At 60.1% G+C, this 16,681-nt stretch carries 16 protein-coding genes and 1 tRNA gene; 11 read left to right on the top strand and 6 right to left on the bottom strand.

Features of this window, described 5'->3' with window-relative positions:
* The first annotated feature begins 138 nt into the window (after nt 1-138).
* Together YUO_RS0121425 and YUO_RS43875 are read left to right on the top strand one after the other, a co-directional pair.
* Nucleotides 139-1,647 carry a porin gene (locus YUO_RS0121425; protein ID WP_028349112.1) on the top strand — a complete coding sequence of 503 codons (1,509 nt, stop codon included), beginning with the start codon at nt 139-141 and terminating at the stop codon, nt 1,645-1,647.
* A gap of 470 nt (nt 1,648-2,117) precedes the next feature.
* On the top strand, nt 2,118-2,822 hold the full coding sequence (locus tag YUO_RS43875; RefSeq protein WP_051379561.1) for an addiction module antidote protein: 705 nt from the start codon (nt 2,118-2,120) through the stop codon (nt 2,820-2,822).
* A 48-nt stretch (nt 2,823-2,870) separates the two neighbouring features.
* Here the strand turns inward: YUO_RS43875 and YUO_RS0121415 are convergent.
* A tRNA-Thr gene (locus YUO_RS0121415) sits at nt 2,871-2,945 on the bottom strand.
* Between the two features lie 368 nt (nt 2,946-3,313).
* On the opposite strand from YUO_RS0121415, the gene YUO_RS0121410 reads away from it, so the two are divergent.
* From YUO_RS0121410 to YUO_RS0121395, 4 genes are all read left to right on the top strand, one after another.
* Nucleotides 3,314-4,009, top strand: coding sequence for a HoxN/HupN/NixA family nickel/cobalt transporter (locus tag YUO_RS0121410; protein WP_028349111.1), 696 nt, complete (start codon nt 3,314-3,316; stop codon nt 4,007-4,009).
* 61 nt (nt 4,010-4,070) lie between these two features.
* Complete coding sequence (locus tag YUO_RS0121405) at nt 4,071-5,045, top strand: Bug family tripartite tricarboxylate transporter substrate binding protein (protein WP_028349110.1); 975 nt, start codon at nt 4,071-4,073, stop codon at nt 5,043-5,045.
* A 135-nt stretch (nt 5,046-5,180) separates the two neighbouring features.
* On the top strand, nt 5,181-6,200 hold the full coding sequence (locus YUO_RS0121400) for a ribonuclease Z (RefSeq protein ID WP_028349109.1): 1,020 nt from the start codon (nt 5,181-5,183) through the stop codon (nt 6,198-6,200).
* Nucleotides 6,201-6,211: 11 nt separating this feature from the next.
* Complete coding sequence (locus YUO_RS0121395) at nt 6,212-7,360, top strand: CapA family protein (protein WP_028349108.1); 1,149 nt, start codon at nt 6,212-6,214, stop codon at nt 7,358-7,360.
* 277 nt (nt 7,361-7,637) lie between these two features.
* Here the strand turns inward: YUO_RS0121395 and YUO_RS0121385 are convergent, their stop codons facing one another.
* Entirely contained in the window at nt 7,638-8,711 is a 1,074-nt protein-coding gene (locus YUO_RS0121385) for a class I SAM-dependent methyltransferase (protein ID WP_028349107.1), read from the bottom strand.
* A 152-nt stretch (nt 8,712-8,863) separates the two neighbouring features.
* Between YUO_RS0121385 and YUO_RS0121380 the strand changes: the two genes are divergently transcribed.
* The 4 genes from YUO_RS0121380 to YUO_RS0121365 all read left to right on the top strand — a co-directional run bounded on the left by YUO_RS0121380 (nt 8,864) and on the right by YUO_RS0121365 (nt 12,420).
* A complete protein-coding gene (locus YUO_RS0121380; RefSeq protein ID WP_028349106.1) occupies nt 8,864-9,841 on the top strand; it encodes an AraC family transcriptional regulator in 978 nt (325 codons plus the stop codon).
* 341 nt (nt 9,842-10,182) lie between these two features.
* Nucleotides 10,183-10,695, top strand: coding sequence for an Mpo1 family 2-hydroxy fatty acid dioxygenase (locus YUO_RS0121375; protein WP_028349105.1), 513 nt, complete (start codon nt 10,183-10,185; stop codon nt 10,693-10,695).
* A 33-nt stretch (nt 10,696-10,728) separates the two neighbouring features.
* Nucleotides 10,729-11,781: an NAD-dependent epimerase/dehydratase family protein gene (locus YUO_RS41320; protein ID WP_051379560.1), complete on the top strand. Its 1,053-nt coding sequence runs from the start codon at nt 10,729-10,731 to the stop codon at nt 11,779-11,781.
* 12 nt (nt 11,782-11,793) lie between these two features.
* On the top strand, nt 11,794-12,420 hold the full coding sequence (locus tag YUO_RS0121365; RefSeq protein ID WP_028349104.1) for a methyltransferase family protein: 627 nt from the start codon (nt 11,794-11,796) through the stop codon (nt 12,418-12,420).
* Nucleotides 12,421-12,434: 14 nt separating this feature from the next.
* Here the strand turns inward: YUO_RS0121365 and YUO_RS0121360 are convergent, their stop codons facing one another.
* Nucleotides 12,435-13,340 carry an alpha/beta fold hydrolase gene (locus YUO_RS0121360; RefSeq protein WP_028349103.1) on the bottom strand — a complete coding sequence of 302 codons (906 nt, stop codon included), beginning with the start codon at nt 13,338-13,340 and terminating at the stop codon, nt 12,435-12,437.
* A gap of 275 nt (nt 13,341-13,615) precedes the next feature.
* Complete coding sequence (locus YUO_RS0121355) at nt 13,616-14,365, bottom strand: hypothetical protein (protein WP_083754660.1); 750 nt, start codon at nt 14,363-14,365, stop codon at nt 13,616-13,618.
* Between the two features lie 368 nt (nt 14,366-14,733).
* On the opposite strand from YUO_RS0121355, the gene YUO_RS0121350 reads away from it, so the two are divergent.
* The gene (locus YUO_RS0121350; protein ID WP_028349101.1) at nt 14,734-14,958 is read left to right on the top strand and encodes a hypothetical protein; all 225 of its coding nucleotides are present in this window, start codon (nt 14,734-14,736) and stop codon (nt 14,956-14,958) included.
* A 61-nt stretch (nt 14,959-15,019) separates the two neighbouring features.
* On the opposite strand, the gene YUO_RS0121345 is transcribed toward YUO_RS0121350, so the two are convergent.
* Together YUO_RS0121345 and YUO_RS0121340 are read right to left on the bottom strand one after the other, a co-directional pair.
* Nucleotides 15,020-15,295 (bottom strand): hypothetical protein, encoded by a 276-nt coding sequence (locus YUO_RS0121345; RefSeq protein ID WP_028349100.1) that lies wholly within the window; start codon nt 15,293-15,295, stop codon nt 15,020-15,022.
* A 272-nt stretch (nt 15,296-15,567) separates the two neighbouring features.
* Nucleotides 15,568-16,569: a SphA family protein gene (locus YUO_RS0121340; protein WP_035727272.1), complete on the bottom strand. Its 1,002-nt coding sequence runs from the start codon at nt 16,567-16,569 to the stop codon at nt 15,568-15,570.
* Nucleotides 16,570-16,681: the final 112 nt, after the last annotated feature.

Genomic DNA, 16,681 nt, shown 5'->3' with positions numbered 1-16,681 from the left:
TTAAGTCCCTCGCGTTCATGCGGGTGTGTCCGAAGACGCGAAACGACTGAGCGGTTTTTCAAAGGCGAGGGCGGATCTTCCCTGGGGGAACAGCCACAGGTCCGTCCTCGTCCTGACAGAGCAACTTGGAGGTTTAACATGACTATGATCAAGAGCCTTATTCTCGGCTCAGCGGCGGGGCTCATCGCCGTGAGTGGAGCGCAGGCTGCCGATCTTCCCGTCAAGGCCAAAGCGGTCGAGTACGTGAAGATCTGCTCCCTGTACGGCGCTGGTTTCTACTACATCCCCGGCACCGACACCTGCATGAAGATTGGTGGTTACCTGCGCGTCGACACCACATTCAACGGCGGCATCTTCGATCAGCCGGCGTGGAACGGTAATCTTGGTCAGCAGAATCGCTTGCGCGATTACTATGCTGCCCGTTCGCGTTTGGCGCTCAGCGTAGATACGCGCACTGCCACGGCGTATGGCGTCGTTCGTACCTTCGGTCAGGCCAACTTCAACTTGAACTCGTCTACCGGCGAAGGTCCGGCTGTCGCTGGCACGCAGACCCTTGGCGTGGACTTGGTGTTCATCCAGTTCGCTGGGTTCACCTTCGGTAAGTCTGCTTCGGCCTATGCGACGCCTTGGCACGGTTATCCGGGCAACAACTCCTCGCATCTGCTTGGCGGCCATGACGACGTCGTCGGCACGAACAACATCCAGTACACTGCGCAGTTCGGTAACGGCGTGTCGGCCAGCATCGGTCTCGACGATCCGTACTACGGCCGCACTCAGTTGTTGAACGTCGGTCTCGGCAACGCATCCACCGCCATCACGGCAGGCACGAACGCCTACACTGGTGCGCGTGCTCCGGACATCGTCGGCAACATCCGCGTCGACCAGGCGTGGGGTCTGTTCCAGATTTCGGCCGCGGCGCATGAAGTCAGCGGTTCCTACAATATCCTGACACCCGGCAACCTGCAGGAAATCTCTGGCCACCCCGATTCCAAGTGGGGCGGTTCGGTGATGGCTGCGCTGCAGCTCAAGAACCTGCCCACCGGCCCCGGCGACGACATCAAGGTTGACGTCTCCTATGCCAAGGGTATGACGAAGAACGTGATCAACACCGCACCGAGCTTCGCGATGTTTGGCAGCACGGGCCGTGCGGACTCTTACCAGAGCATCGGCTTCGGCCAGACTGCCGACGGTGTCTACATGCCCGTTGCGTTGGGCGGCACCGGCGACATCAAGCTGGTTGATGCGTACGGCATTCGTGGTGCATTCAACCACAACTGGGATCCTTACTGGTCGACCAGCCTGTTCGGTTCCTGGGCTGCGGTGCGCTACGGTGGCAACTCCCTCGACCTCACCACGGCGAAAGGTCAGTGGTGTGCCAACTACAACGTCGGCAAGGGTCTGAGCGCAGACTATTCCTGCAACCCCGACTACAACATCTCGCAACTCGGTTTGATCACCCGTTGGACCCCCGTTGCGAACCTGACGTTCTCGGCGGAAGTGATGTGGTTCCACCTCGACCAGAAGTTCGGTGGTGCTGCCACTATGAGCGCGGCGAGCAACGTAGCGGCTCCGAAGCCGACCACAAGATACGAGTACAAGGATCAGGACGCCGTTTCGCTCAACGTTCGCGTCCAGCGCAACTTCTGATCCTGAACTGAACTATCGCAATGACCCCCCGGCGGTTTCACCGCCGGGGGTTTCTTTTTTGGCGAGCTCCACGCCAGCACACCGAAGTGGCGCGCAAGCTTATGGAAGCGCTCAAAGACTCGGAAATGCGTCCCGTCATCAGAATGTTCGCGGAATCTCCGTCGCGCCGTTTGAACTCTGCATCGAGCGACGAGCCTTCAGCGAAGCCTTGTCGCCCCGCACACCATCGAGCCTGAGCAAAGCGTCTCCGCCGGAGCGCTGTGTAACTAAAATATATGTTGTAATAACCTGAGTAACTCATGTAATATTCTAAGGCGTAGTCGCCAAATCGGTTGGCGGCCTCTCATGGAGAAGCGCACCAGCATCTTCAGAAATACCTCCGAAACCTCTGGCCATGCCCGGCCAGAGGTTTTTCGGCCTCTTGGGGCTATTTCTGATTCGCCGGTGGGTGCAGATTCGGATGGCACCAGATGGCCAAGACGGCGCGTCGCTCTCAATACGCCAGCACGGCTCAGCTTGAAAAATTCTTGAATCAGGCATTTCAAACCACCGATAGCCGTCAGGTTTGCCTGGCTCTCGGTGAAGCAGTCCGGACCCAAAATGTCACGACAATCGCCACCGCATCGGGAATAGAGCGGGCACACCTCTACGGGGCTTTTGCATCGGAGAGGGGGCCGCGGCTTTCCACAGTGACGAAGGTGATCACGGCACTACGCCTGAGGCTGGTTACAGTGCAGCCGTCCGCATCCACGGTCGAAAAATATAGTTCTCAACAGCCAGTGCATGGCCATTTACGTTACAGCACTCCGGCGGGAGTTGCCGAGCTTTTGAATCCTGCCCTTGCAACATCCAATCTTCGCGCCATTTGTTCTACCTTTGGTGAGATCATCCGAGCCCAGGAGAACGTCACTGAGTTCGCGCGACGAATACAGATTGGCCGAACACGTCTCTACCGCTCGTTCATGGGCGATCGTTCTCCCGAATTTACGACTGTCCTGACGATTCTCGTGGCGTTCGGATTGCAGTTGCGTGTAGAGCGGGTAAGCAAACGGAAAGCGTCGCTCGATCCCTATTCAACGCGGAGCCTTGGGAATTCGGCAGAGCTTGGGAAATCGGCAGAGATGGTGTTCCCCCAACAGCTTCCTGTGGAATTCCCAGCAATGGCGGAGGCCTGAACGAGTCTTGGCCCGGTCGGACGGTTTCGTCCGCCTGACGCTCTTAAGTGGTGCCGGTTGAGAGGATTGAACTCCCGACCTTCGGTTTACAAAACCGCTGCTCTACCGCTGAGCTAAACCGGCGAAATGAAGCGATCGGTGGACAACGAAAATGCCCGCCGCATGGGCCGCTCTTCGGCGGCTCGAATAGCAGACTTGGTCGCAAAGGACCAGAACCTCAAGAACCGCTCCAGCGCACCCGAGGCATGAAAAAGGCGGCCCCCAGGCGCCTTTTCTGGACTCGATTTGCACTGACCTACTGGCAAATGTGCCTGCGGCCGTCATCGCCGCGGAACCAGGTACCCGGGGTGCAGACAAAGCCGTTGCGCCGGCATATTCGTCGCCGCCGATCGGGGCCCTGGCGGCGGCAAACGGGCCTGTTCAATGAAGTCTTGACCTGACAAAGGCTTCGAAGTGGTATTTTATCAAACAGGCAAGCGAGCAGGGGGCGTATGTTCGGAATTCTGGGGCTGGGGTTTTTGCTGGGCATGCAGCATGCTCTTGAAGCCGATCATATCGCCGCCGTCTCCAGCATCGCCGCGCGCCGCAGCCATGTGGTCGATATCGTCAAGCACGGGCTGACCTGGGGGCTCGGCCATACGCTTACCTTATTCGTGTTTGCCGGCGTCGCCATTCTGCTCGGCCGCGCGATCCCGGACAGCGTTGCCCAGCCGCTCGAGACCGCCGTCGGCCTGATGCTGGTCGGTCTCGGGGCGCATGTGCTGTGGCGGCTGTGGCGCGACCGGGTGCATTTTCATCAACACGGTCATGGCGACGGCACGGTGCATTTCCACGCCCATAGCCATGCCGGCGAAATCGCGCCGCACGCCCGCGCCGCTCACATCCACGAACATGGTTTCCGTTGGCGGACCCTGCTGGTCGGCCTGATGCACGGCATGGCGGGCTCGGCCGCACTTCTCGTGCTCGCGGTCACGCAGGCCTCCAGCCCTGCCGTCGGGCTCGGCTATATCGCATTGTTCGGCGTCGGCTCGATGATCGGCATGGGCGCGCTGTCGACGGCGATCGCGGTGCCGCTTGTGGTCTCCGCCCGCTGGCTCACTTGGGCCAATCGCGGCCTGCAAGGGGCGGTCGGCCTTGCCACCGTCGCGATCGGAATTATGACGGTGGTCGAGACGGTGCTGGCCTGACCGCAGCATCGTCGCAGCGTTAGGGGCCGGTAACAATTATAAAGTGTTTGGAGGAAATAGAATGAAGCGCCGAGATTTTCTGGCCGGAAGCGCCGCGTGTTCGCTGGCGGCGATAACGGGCAAGGCATTCGCGCAGGCCGGGCCGCTGACCAAAATCATCTTTCCCTTTGCCGCCGGCGGCGGCGGTGATGCACTTTGCCGGCTGCTGGCGCAGCACATCGCTCCCTTGCTCGATCGCAACATCATCGTCGAAAACCGCACCGGCGGCGACGGGCTGATCGGCATCAAGGCGGTGAAGGGGGCTAATCCCGACGGCACGACCATCCTGGTGACTACGGGACCAACGATGTATTTGCTGCCGATGGTCGAGACCACGCCGAGCTTCGACGCGGCGAAGGATTTTGTTCCGGTCAGCCAGCTCGTGCGGTTCGAATTCTGCGTCTTTGTCGGCAAGGCCGTCCCGGCCGAGGTCAAGGACTTCAAGCAATTCGTCGCCTGGCTGAAAGCCAATCCGGATCAGGCCACGTTCGGCGTGCCGAGCAACGGTACCATTCCGCATTTTACCGGCTCGCGGCTCGAGCAGGCGCTGGGCGTCAAGCTGACCCGCGTGGCCTATCGCGGCAGTGCGCCGATCATCAACGACCTCGTCGGCGGCCACATGCCGTTCGCGATTTCCACGTTGACCGATGCCATCCCGCAGCATCGCGCGGGCAACGTCCGGATTCTCGCGGTCGGCAGCGCGCAGCGCTCGCCGTTCCTGCCCGATGCGCCGACGCTGAGAGAGAGCGGCGTCGATCTGGTGGCGGACGCCTGGTACGGCATGTGGCTGCCGGCAGGCGCCTCGCCGGATCTTGCGAAAAAGCTGAGCGAGGCAGTCGCCACCGCGCTCGCCAAGCCGGAGGTCAAGGAAAAGCTCGCAGCGATCGGCCTGATCCCGGTCGGCTCGACGCCCGAAGGCCTGACGAAGGAGCTCGCTGCGAATAACGCCTTCTGGCAGCCGATCGTGAAAGAGACGGGGTACAAGATCACGAACTAGCCGGTGCGGGAGTCCAAAAGTCTGCTTAAATCTGGAAGTTCAGGGAGCATTGACCGGGTAAACAAGGAGGGTTCCTTGGGCAGTGAGGGTAGAGTGACGCACAAGCCGCGTGAAAAACCTGCTGCATAGTTTGTCATGCGACCGATCTTCCATCCGAGCCTGGTCAATGGTCGCTATGGGGACCCGACGGTCTACGTGGAGACGCTGTTCAAGACGCACAGCGTGCTGTTCGATCTCGGGGAAATCGCTTCACTGTCACCGCGGAAGATACGACGCGTCGATCAGATCTTCGTCTCGCATGCGCATATCGATCATTTCGTTGGCTTCGATCATCTGCTCCGTTTGCACGTAGGACTGGAGAAAACTGTACATCTTTACGGCCCGGCCGGTTTTGCCGAGCGTGTCTTTCACAAGCTTCAGGCCTATCGATGGAATCTGGTCGAGAGCTACGGCGCCGATCTTATCTTCGTTGTCAGCGAACTTGAGACGCCGAACTCCATCTCGACCAGGCAGTTCCGGTTGAAGAACGCCTTTGCCGCGGAACCGCCGGTGTCGAAGACAATTCTTGACGGCGTCCTATCTGACGAGCGGACCCGCCGGGTTTCCGCCGCCATCCTCGAGCACGGCACGCCCTGCCTCGGCTTTGCCCTGCAGGAAGCGGCTCATGTCAACATTTGGAAAAATAGACTATCCGAGCGCGGGCTTCCGGTCGGTCCGTGGTTGCAGTGGCTCAAGCAGGCGGTTGTGGAAGGCCGGCCGGACGACCATTTGATACGGATCGATGGGGCTGCAGCTTCGGATGGTCGCCTCGAGCCGCTCGGCAATCTGCGTGACCTCCTGACGGTCACTGCCGGGCAGAAAATCGCCTATGTTACCGATGTTGTCGATACGCCGGCCAATCGCGCCGCCATCGTGGCGCTCGTTCGGAATGCGGACATCCTCTTCATCGATGCGGCATTCGCGAGGACGGATGCCGCATTGGCGAGGGAGCGGGGCCATCTTACAACGACGGCTGCCGGAGAAATTGCGCGGGAAGCTAATGTGCGCCGTGTCGAGCCGTTTCACTTCTCTCCGCGCTATGCGGGAGAGGAGGAGCGGATGCTGGCGGAGGTAATGACGGCGTTCAGAGGGCCTACATCTGACGCAACAACCTGAGCGGTATTTTCATGCTCGAGGAAAGACGTTTGGCGGCTGGGCATCGGAAATTAGTACGGCTCTTTCTCTGCGGAGATGTCATGTGCGGCCGCGGCATCGACCAGGTGCTGGCGCACCCTTGCAGCCCTGAGATTTACGAACATTACGTACGATCGGCGGAGGGGTACGTGCTGCTCGCCGAGCAGGCGAACGGACCCATTCCGCGGCAGAACGGGCCGTCCTACATTTGGGGCGCCGCGCTGGACCAGTTGGCGTGCATGCAGCCGGACGCGCGGATCATCAATCTCGAAACGGCCGTGACCCGCAGCAACGACCGCATGAACAAGGGCATCAACTACCGCATGAGTCCCGAGAATGCAGAATGTCTCGTGGCGGCTGAGATCAATTGCTGCGTATTGGCCAACAATCATGTGCTCGATTGGGGCCGCGCCGGCTTGCTGGAGACGCTGACTACTCTGCAAAAACTCAACGTCAAGACAACGGGCGCGGGGCGCAACGATCATGAAGCGCGCACACCCGCGGTGCTGAACCTTGGCAAAGCGCGGGTCTTGATCTTTTCGTTTGGATCGACATCGAGCGGCATCCCGCTCGAATGGGCTGCGACGGCAGACACTCCGGGCGTCAACTTGCTGCCTGACCTCTCCGAGGCGAGTGCGTCAGAGGTCGCCGACCAGGTCATGGCGCACAGGAGGCCGGGCGATCTCGTCGTCGTTTCGATCCATTGGGGATCCAATTGGGGATATCACATTCCCCAAGAGCAGAGAGTTCTGGCCCGGGCCCTCATCGACAAGGCAGGCGTATCGATCGTCCACGGGCATTCCTCGCATCATCCGCGAGCGATCGAGATTTATCGAGGCCGCCTCATTCTCTATGGCTGCGGTGATTTCCTGAACGACTATGAAGGCATCAGTGGTTACGAGCGCTACCGTGACGACCTTGCCTTGATGTATTTCGCCGACCTGGATCCGACCAGCGGAAGCCTCCATGCGCTCACACTGGCTCCCTTGCAGATCAAGAACTTTCGTCTCTCCATTCCAGCGCGGCAGGACGTCGAATGGATCCAGCAGACACTGGATAGGAGATGTCAGCAGTTCGGAACGAGGGTCATTCCTGATTCCGAACGGCAGCTTGTCGTTATCGGGCCTCGGGCAGGGACCTAACCCTGGTCACGCCCGCTTTCGGCGCGACGCGGACCATCCGCGAACCCCCGATGCTTCGTGCGTTGATGACGGACAGCGCGCTCTACCGCTGCGAGGAAAGAGGCGATCCAATGATCGAGGATCCAGCCGGCCTGGCCAAGTCCTCCCTGGTCAAGTCCTCCCTGGCCAAGTCCTCGATTGCCTTGTTTTGCTTGTAACGTCTGCGTCATGATCAGGCACCTTTGCCACCGGAGAGCAGGTGCTCCCGGTGGCGTAAGAAACGACAGCACGGTCAGTCTTATCGCCGCGCTTCGAGCACGATGTTGAACGGTGTCTCGGCCGCGATCCGGACACGGCTAAATCCGGCTTCGCGCAGAACCGCTTCCAACCGCTTTGGTCCTGCCTGCCCACCGAGGGCGAGCCCTACCTCCTGCGCCAGGGAAACTGGCGTGCAGATCATGGTGGAGCCGGCATAATAGAGACGGCCGACCGGATTGATATTGTCCTCCAGCCGGTCTCCTGCAAGCGGCTCCACGGCCATGAACGTGCCGTCGGGAGCGAGAGCCTGCAGAATGCGGCTCGCCGCGCCAACCGGATCACCAAGGTCGTGCAGCGCGTCGAAACAACAGATCAGGTCGAAATTGCCGCCAACAAAATTCTTGGCCGTGGCGACATCAAATTCCGTCCTGGCTGCTACGCCGTCTCGTTTCGCGGCGTCGCGGGCGCAGGCGATTGAATCTTCGTGGTTGTCGATCCCGAAGAATCTGGATCGTTCGAACGCTTTGGCCATCAGGATGGTCGAGATGCCATGGCCGCAGCCGATATCCGCGACCCGCGCGCCGCGCTCGAGCTTTTCGACCACGCCGTCCAGTGCGGGAAGCCATTCCTGCACCAGATGGGCCTTGTAGCTCACGCCGAAGAAGCGTGACATTCCGCTGAACAGGCAATTGCATCGCTCGTGGTAGCCGGAGCCACCGCCATTGCGGAAAGCCTTGCTCACCTTGGGCTGGTCAACCATCACCGCCTGGCAAACCTCGAACGAGCCCAGCATGTAGACCGGGCTGTCAGGATTGCCGAACACCATGGCCTGTTCGGGATTCATGGAGAAGCGCTTGGTCGCAGCGTCATAATCCAGATAGCCGGCGGCGGCGTGGGCGCTGAGCCATTCGCGCACAAGGCGCTCGACTGTTCCGGTCCGGCGCGCCAGTTCTTCCGGCGTCACCGGTCCCGACGCGGCGAGTGCGCTGTACAGTCCGAGTTCGTCACCAATGCGCACCAGCGGCGCAATCATGGCGGCGCCGAGATCGCCCAATATCCGCGTAACAAATACGTCCAGCTTCTGCTCGTTTAATTCTCTGACCAAAATGTTCATTGCTGCCTCCTTTGGCGCGATGGGGACATAGGTCCTCGCGAGGCTGCGGCAAATGACCAGGCTGCCGGATGGCTTGACTGAGCGTCTGAATCCTTCCTATTTTTGCTGTTCGTCCGAGAAGCGTGCCCGAGCGTCCGATTGGAGCTGCGACTATGGGGGCGGATGCCCTGTCCGATGTGTTGCGCGCCGTACGACTTTGCAGTGCGATGTTCTTCCATCTTGACGTTCGCGCACCATGGGTGGCTGCGGCGCCGCCATCGTCGGCCTGCGCTTCAGCCGTGTTGCCGGGAGCGCAGCATGTCATCGAATATCACGTCGTTGTCGATGGTTGTTGCTGGGGCGGGCTGATCGATGAGCCATCCGTGCGGCTCGACGCGGGCGATATCATCGCATTTCCGCAAGGTTCAGCGCATGTGCTTTCGAGTGCGCCGGGCATGCAGGCAGTCCCTGACCCGAGCTACTATCATCGGCCGACCGCCGACCAGCTTCCCCACAAGGTCCGCCTCGGCGACAGCGGACCCGCCGACGCGCGCATCCTGTGCGGATTTCTCGGCTGCGACGCGCGTCCTTTCAATCCACTCCTCGAATCGCTGCCTGCCGTCCTTCATCTGCGCGGAAGTTCATATCGGGAGAATTCGGGACTTGGTTACCTGATCAATGCCGCACGGGTTGAATCGGAGGGGCGCCGAACCGGCGGGGAGGGTGTGCTGGCCCGGCTGGGCGAACTGCTCTTTGTCGAGGCGATCAGATGCCATATCGAAGCGCTTGGCCCCGAACAGACCGGCTGGTTTGCCGGCTTGGCCGATCGACACGTCGGTCAAGCGCTGAATCTCTTGCATGGCGAGCCCGCGGCGGATTGGACATTGGATGATCTCGCGAAGGCCGTGGGGTTGTCACGATCAACGTTCGCGCAACGGTTCACCCATCTGATCGGGCAACCGCCGATGCAGTATCTGACGCGCTGGCGCATGCAACTCGCTGCCGGTCTGCTGGCATCTGGAAGCGATCCGATCGCCCGCGTAGCGGAGGCGGTTGGCTACGATTCCGAAGCGGCCTTCAATCGCGCGTTTCGCAGGACGGTAGGGACGCCACCGGCCGCCTGGCGGCAGACGCAGATGTCGCCGGAGTAGGCGCGATCGCTGTCGCTTAAGGATCATGGGGAAAGGTCTGACGAAACGATTGTGACAGGTTGGCTGAACGGCAACACTTGCCGGAAAATTATCGCTGCGCGCGGCGGTTCCTGAGACCCTGTGCGATGCTAATCGTCTGAATTACTGCATGATTTGTCAACATTGGCAGCAGGCTCGAGGGAGTGTCAAACGTGCCGCGTCCGCGTTTTGACTTGATGATGATTTACTAGTTTAACTAGCATTCTGTCTCTGATGGAAGTTGGGGCATCGAAGCGGGTGCGGCCGGGTTTTTGATTGACCCGTCTGGCCGCGTTTGCCGATAGCAGGGGGATAAGCACCGCATGAGTTCGTATTTTCGGCGGCAGCTTGCAGATTACGTCGAGTATCATCGTGACCCCTGGAACTGCGCAATGCATGTGTTCGGCATCGTGTTCCTGTTCCTGGCCGCTATCCTTCCGCTCAGCCTGTGGTCCATCACTGTATTCGGGTTCCAAACCAGCGCGGCAATCATCGCTGTCGTACCGGTGCTCGTCTATTGGTTCCTGCTAGATTTCGCGCTTGGCGCCGGAATCTTCGGAGCCGCGGTTGTGTTGCTCTCAGTCGCTGCCGTGATCGTTGATCAGACGACGACTGCCGGCATGTGGTCACTTACGGCCATCTTGATTGTCGTCGGCGTTGCATCGCAGATTATTGGGCACCGCGTGTTCGAGCGGCGGCAGCCGGCGCTGGTCGACAATCCGACTCACCTGTTGCTGGGCCCAATGTTTGTCATGGCAAAACTGTTTATCGCGCTGGGCTTTCGGCGCGATCTCGCCATCATCATCCAAGTGCATCCGCAAAGCGCTGCATCTTGATCTCAAATAGTTCAGCTTGAGTTCATCGGCGGCATGACTCACATACTGGTCACGGGCGGCAGCGGATTCATCGGAAAGCACCTGGTCTCGGCGCTGATAGCGCGAGGTCGGCAGGTGAGGGTGCTCGATCTTCAGCCACCCCCTCGCGCGTTGCCGCAGGTTCAGTATGTCAGTGGATCGGTGCTTGATCGGGACCTGGTTGACCGCGCGATGGACGGGGTCGACGAAGTCTATCACCTAGCCGGCTTGCCGGGGATGTGGCTGCCGCGGAAGGCCGATTTTCACACCGTCAATTTCGGCGGCACCGAGATCGTCATTGAGACAGCGCGCAGGCGCGGCATAAAACGCTTCCTGCACTGCTCGACGGAATCCATTCTGTTCCGTGCCTCGCCATCGGCGGTTCCTGTCGCCGACGATGCGCTCCTGCCGGACGACATGCCGGGTCCATATACACGCTCGAAAATGCTCGCCGACCGGTTCGCTATGCAGGCGGCCGCATCCGGATACCCGGTGGTTATCGGCTGTCCCACCATGCCCGTCGGGCCTTATGACCATAACGTTACCCCGCCGACGGCGATGCTCCGGTATTTTCTCAACCGGCGTCTCCAATTGCATCTTGATTTTGTCGTGAACCTGGTCGATGTGCGCGACGCCGCCGAAGGGCTGATCTTTGCCATGGAGCGCGGACAGGCTGGACATCGCTACGTGCTCGGTGGCGAAAGCATGCCGCTAAGACGGGTTCTCGAACTCCTGGCTGATATCAGCGGCCGTCGCATCCGGTGCATTCAAGTGAACGGCAGGGTCGCCGAAATGGTCACTGCAACACTGGAGTTCATCGCCGATCACGTGACGCGCCGGCCTCCGTCCGGAACGGCCGAAGGCGTTCGTATCGCATTGCGGGCGGGGGCGTTGTCGATCGAAAAAGCGCAACGGGAGCTGGGCTATGCGCCGGGCCCTGTCGAACCCGTTTTGCGTGAAACCATTGCGCATCTGCTTGATGCCGGCCACAACCAACCTGAATGGGACTCAATGCCGAGCACTCGTTTCACGTCGAGCGCCTGTTCGGCGGTTGATCCAATCGCTTAAGGTGTCCGCGACATGCTGAACGATCCTGGTCAATGGTTGGCTTTCGCCTTGAGTGGCTGGACCACTACCTGGCCCACACAGTTGCTCGCCATCATCTGGATTTTGTGGGTCATGAGCTGGGTTTTGGCGTCGTTCTGGTCCGGTCAAACGAAGAAACACGTGATGACCTGGGACTCGCTCAAATACCGTTTCCCGATTCTCGTAGGGGCCATTCTTTTCTTGCCATTGACCGGCAAGGTCCTTGGCGAAAAGCCGCTCTGGCAGTTTGGCAGCCTTGGCATCTATGTGCTCGCGTGCCTTGTCCTTGCGGGGATCTCATTCACATGGTGGGGGAGAATTCATCTCGGACGCTTCTGGTCGAACGCGATCACGCACAAGGAAGGCCATCAGGTCATCGATACCGGCCCTTACGGGCTGGTGCGCCACCCGATCTATACCGGGCTTATCGCTGGGATGCTGGTGACGGGTATAGCGGTCGGAACGGTGACCGCGATGCTGGGTGCGGCGCTGATCTCGCTCGGGATGGGGTTGAAGGCCCGCATGGAGGAGGGCTTCCTTACGGCAGAACTCGGTGCGGATGCCTATGGATCGTACTGCCGTCGCGTTCCCATGCTGATTCCGTTCCTGCCGCGCACCTGACGTCGCTTTTCCACCTACCGTTTCCGTCGCGACGCCGCTGGTGTCGCGACAGGTGGAGCAAGACGGCGCGGAACCAGGACGCGTTGGCCAACTGACAGCGGTGCACTGTCGGAATGCTGATTGGCCTGGGTAAGTGACCAGAGCGGTACATGGTTCAGTGCCGCTAGCTTCTGCAGGGTATCGCCCGAACGGGCGAGTTGCTGCGTGCCGCTGTCCCACAGCTCCAGCGGGGCATCAGGAGGAACGACGTAGCGCAGCGGCACCGCCTCTCCCTTGGCCGGCGTCGTCGCAAGTTGCGCAATTGCTGTCACCACTTGCTCGTGCATGGAATCCATCTTGTCGATGTTGATGTGGGTGACTTCCCCGTGCTGCTTCAAATCGAAGCTCGCGTAGTGACCCTGGTAACCCTGCTCCGCCACCACATCGCCGCCGCCCAGTATGCTGTCGGACAGGAAAATGTTGATGAAACGCTCGACGTTCAGCGGCACTTTCGGGCTTGCCTGGGCCGGATCAATGGTGACCACCAGGCTTACCTGTATGTTTTCAGACTTCAGTATGCCGGCGAACGTCAAGGCGCACAGTCCGCCCATCGAATGACCGATCAGCACAATCGGCGCAGGATCGTTCCGGAAGTCGCGGATCGCCTGATCCGCAATCAGCCGGCAAATCGTGAATTCGTAGACGTCAGCCCGGATACCGGCTTCCTGGAGACGATTGGTCAGGCGGTCCATCCCGCGCGAAAAGATCGGGCCGAGCGCGCCGCGGAACAGGTAAACGCGCGGCTGCGGCTGGGCCGCGGCTGGCGGCGTGTCGGGAGCGACGGTTGCGACAGCATTGGCCGTGCGTGCGACCGGGTCGGCGACCGCCAGATTGCAAGCGGCCGACAAGATGCAGACGGAAAGGGCTGCACGGATCACCACGGCTGCAACCAGCGTCGGACTTTTCATGTACATTCCGCTCGCGATCTGGGCGTAGAAGTGCCGAACCTTGAATGCCGGCGGGCTACGCCACCCGGCGCTTCTAGCGGGTGATCTATCGTAGAGGAATTGGCAGAATTTGCGGCGCTCGTCGCTGCGGCGACGGCGTTCGAACTACTAGAGCCTTTTCGGTTCTGATTAATCAGAACCGGGCTCTAGATTCTTGTTTTGACGCGTTTTCTTGACGCGAACCGGTGTCCACTTCGCTGGAAAACGCTCTAACGTACCGCCGCGGCGCTTGCCGTGCCGGACCTCGCCGCGCTTGCCTCTCCAGGTTGCCGCGGCTTCTGGGCCCCCAAAGCTGGTACGGATCGGCCGAAGACGACAGCGTCGATCTCGCTTATCACCTTCTGCTGCATGATCAGGTTCTTTTCGATGGACATGTGCCCGACGCCAGGCACGTTCTGCACGTTCACATTCTCGAGCTTGCCCTGGAATTGTCCGGTTTTCTGAACCGGCGTGCCGGCGCCGTTGGCGATGTAGAAGTTTATATAGCGGCCCACGCGTCCCGAGAGGCTGGTGCGAAACACAGAATCCAGGCCGATGGCGAGCTTAACGGGAGCGCCAAGCTGATCCAGCTTGGCGACCATGTCGGGAAGCGCGGTCGCGCCCGAGGAATGCCCGACCAGAATGATCGTCTTGATTCTGCCACTCTTGTATCCGGCGGCGGCTTCGTCGGCGAGCGACGACCAGGAGGCAAAGTTCGCGACAGTGACCGGGATGCCCTGCGCCCGCAGCTTTACCGCAATGTCATCGAGCCCCAGGGAAAAGATATTGAGCACGCCGCGGAGCAGATAGACATGAGCAGTCGAGGCTGCCGGCGCGGAACTCCTTGCCTGTGCCGGGCTTGCGCCGATCGCCAGGAGCAGCAAGACTGCGATAGCTATCGCATGCAGTCGACGCAACGATGCCAGACAGAGAAAGGATACCCAGCCGACAGTTCCGATATCGCCGCGATATGGCTTCATTGCGCTCCTCGAAGGGCTGCGAAGTGTTTCGCCGGGGCGACCGTAGCGCCCGCGCGCTCGGAACTGCAATAAACGTGGCGTGAGCGACTGCAATTTACCAACACGACGTGTCTCCGCCGCAACACTAGTTTCCAACCTCCTCAATGGTTTGCGCCAGGCGCCCAGAGCAGAATCACGATTGCGACGGTTCGACCACTTAGGTCTCGGACCAGCAGGTGCCGCGTCGCGTGGTGTGCACGCGATGGTGCGGTCGCGGTACCGAAGCGCAACAGACGACTACAATCAGATGTCAAAGGCAGAAATTGAAATGGGGGAACCCACCAGACTCAGTTAGATTCCGTGCAGCTTGAATTTGGCAGGGGGCACTGATGCCATACTTCAACTTTGATCTCGTCATCGGCGCGGAGTTCAAAAACCAGGGCGGCATGTATCTCGAAAACACAGAAAACGCGATCGATAAGGCCGAAAGCCTCGCGAGCGAGCTTTGCATCGTTCGCCCCGAGCTGCGTTCCACCGGGTGTGCTGTGCGTGTCACCGATGGAGACTGTAACGAGCTCTACCGTACTCCGGTCGACCTTATCGGCCGTGGATGAGATCGTCCGTCGCGCACGATGCGTCGTAAGCGCACGAGGTCGAATTGGTCTGAAGTGTAGACTACTGCAAGGGCAGTAGTTGAGTTGGTGGCGATTTGTTACCGAGGGGGCAGCTCGTTCGGTCCTTGGCGGACGGGCTCTCGGCCGTAGATTCGTTGGAATGGTTCGGATCAGATGCCGATGACTCGGTCGTGCTCGTAAACTCGGTCAGGTCGGCATTCGACGACGATTCCACGTAACTAACAACGGCGAACGTAAGGGCGAACAGGATGAAAAGCCCGACCACCGCTATGGTGCCCATTCCCTGCCAATCGATTTGGCTATTGAATAATGGCATGGCTCGTCTCCCGAAGCCGGGTTTGCGACGGCCTTAAATCAACTCGCGGTTCTCGAATGTGAACTGCCTCACGTCTCACGCTCACTTGATACCGAGACAGATCAGCACCCGTTCTGTATCTGCAGTTGCTGGTTGGCATAGGTGGCAATCTTTGCGTTTGGCATCGCGTGACGTGCATCTTCGGCTGCAGGACCCAGTCGAACAGCTCCGACCGCGGCCACGCCACGATATCGGCGCAGGCAGAATCGGCACCGCGGTCGATCGCTTCCCTGTTATTTCGTCGCCACGTGTCGGGTTGGCATCACAGTGCTGGTGGGCGCCATCGGCGAGATCGAAAATGTCAGCCACGTATTCCAGCCGGCCGGACGATTCTCCGCGGCAAACTCACCGTATCCTTTCAAGTTCAGATAGCCCTGCATGTCTCCTACAGGAAACAGGAAGCCGACCTGCGGACCGATGCCGAGCACCCGGGAGCGGAACCCGCCCAGAGCAGGGTGCTGGCCAAAATCATCGGTGATCTGCTGGTAGGCATAACCTACAAGGCCAACGAAAACCTGCTTGGAGAGAAACTGGGAGGCGCCCCAGTCCACGTGGAAGTCGATGCCGTTCTGATACTGCGTATCCTGATTCTTGAAATTGTAGGTGAAGCCCGCGACAGCCGAAAACTCGTGGCCGGCTTGCGGATTGAAGTACGTGTAGCCGCCGCCGGCGTCGATGGCGGCGTGACCGATACCGAGATTGGCGAGGCGGGTCGAACTGTAAGCCCCGACGGGAATATCTCCCGTCACGTAGGTCATGAAATTGTGCACGCCGGCGTTCCACTTGAGCGTCGCCTGCGGGTAGAGGTCGCCGACCGACGTGATCGAATCGCCGAAACTGCCCGTGCGCGTTATCGCCAGCGGGCCGACGGCCGCCGTCAGCGTTCCAGCCAGATCTGCGCTAGACCGCCCGAACAATCCGGTTACGCCGATGGCGAACTGTCCACCCAGCACCGGCGTTGCGAACGTGTAGATGGGATTGAGCAGCACGAGATCCGCCTGCGCATTCAGGCGCAGGTTCAGATCGACGTTTATCGTGGCGGGGATTCTGCCGACGTGGATTTCCCTGGCGGCCGCTGTACTGCCGAACGCGCTTACACTGGTGTGATAGTACACTGCGGCCATCGACCAGCCGGGGACCTGAGGGGTCGTCGCAAGGCTGCCGAAGCGGCCGGGGAGCCAGTATGAAACGCCGCCTTCATCGGCGTAGACTGTTGCAGACGAGATTGACGTCATCGCCATCGCAATGGCGATGACTGAATTTCTGAATGGGAGACGGATTCCGGGTTTTGACATACTTCGTCTATTGGGCCTTCCCTCTGTCCGACGGCACATCACACCCCTCCCT

Origin of the sequence: Bradyrhizobium murdochi (assembly GCF_000472965.1) — a bacterium.
Taxonomy (GTDB): Bacteria; Pseudomonadota; Alphaproteobacteria; order Rhizobiales; family Xanthobacteraceae; genus Bradyrhizobium; species Bradyrhizobium murdochi.
This window is presented reverse-complemented; position numbering and strand designations above follow the sequence as displayed.

Bases quoted from the DNA above. Each gene is read 5' to 3' on its own strand.
- YUO_RS0121425 (WP_028349112.1), top strand. From the start codon at position 139: ATGACTATGATCAAGAGCCTTATTCTCGGCTCAGCGGCGGGGCTCATC.
- YUO_RS43875 (WP_051379561.1), top strand. From the start codon at position 2,118: ATGGCCAAGACGGCGCGTCGCTCTCAATACGCCAGCACGGCTCAGCTT.
- YUO_RS0121410 (WP_028349111.1), top strand. From the start codon at position 3,314: ATGTTCGGAATTCTGGGGCTGGGGTTTTTGCTGGGCATGCAGCATGCT.
- YUO_RS0121405 (WP_028349110.1), top strand. From the start codon at position 4,071: ATGAAGCGCCGAGATTTTCTGGCCGGAAGCGCCGCGTGTTCGCTGGCG.
- YUO_RS0121400 (WP_028349109.1), top strand. From the start codon at position 5,181: ATGCGACCGATCTTCCATCCGAGCCTGGTCAATGGTCGCTATGGGGAC.
- YUO_RS0121395 (WP_028349108.1), top strand. From the start codon at position 6,212: ATGCTCGAGGAAAGACGTTTGGCGGCTGGGCATCGGAAATTAGTACGG.
- YUO_RS0121385 (WP_028349107.1), bottom strand. From the start codon at position 8,711: ATGAACATTTTGGTCAGAGAATTAAACGAGCAGAAGCTGGACGTATTT.
- YUO_RS0121380 (WP_028349106.1), top strand. From the start codon at position 8,864: ATGGGGGCGGATGCCCTGTCCGATGTGTTGCGCGCCGTACGACTTTGC.
- YUO_RS0121375 (WP_028349105.1), top strand. From the start codon at position 10,183: ATGAGTTCGTATTTTCGGCGGCAGCTTGCAGATTACGTCGAGTATCAT.
- YUO_RS41320 (WP_051379560.1), top strand. From the start codon at position 10,729: ATGACTCACATACTGGTCACGGGCGGCAGCGGATTCATCGGAAAGCAC.
- YUO_RS0121365 (WP_028349104.1), top strand. From the start codon at position 11,794: ATGCTGAACGATCCTGGTCAATGGTTGGCTTTCGCCTTGAGTGGCTGG.
- YUO_RS0121355 (WP_083754660.1), bottom strand. From the start codon at position 14,365: ATGAAGCCATATCGCGGCGATATCGGAACTGTCGGCTGGGTATCCTTT.
- YUO_RS0121350 (WP_028349101.1), top strand. From the start codon at position 14,734: ATGCCATACTTCAACTTTGATCTCGTCATCGGCGCGGAGTTCAAAAAC.
- YUO_RS0121345 (WP_028349100.1), bottom strand. From the start codon at position 15,295: ATGCCATTATTCAATAGCCAAATCGATTGGCAGGGAATGGGCACCATA.
- YUO_RS0121340 (WP_035727272.1), bottom strand. From the start codon at position 16,569: ATGACGTCAATCTCGTCTGCAACAGTCTACGCCGATGAAGGCGGCGTT.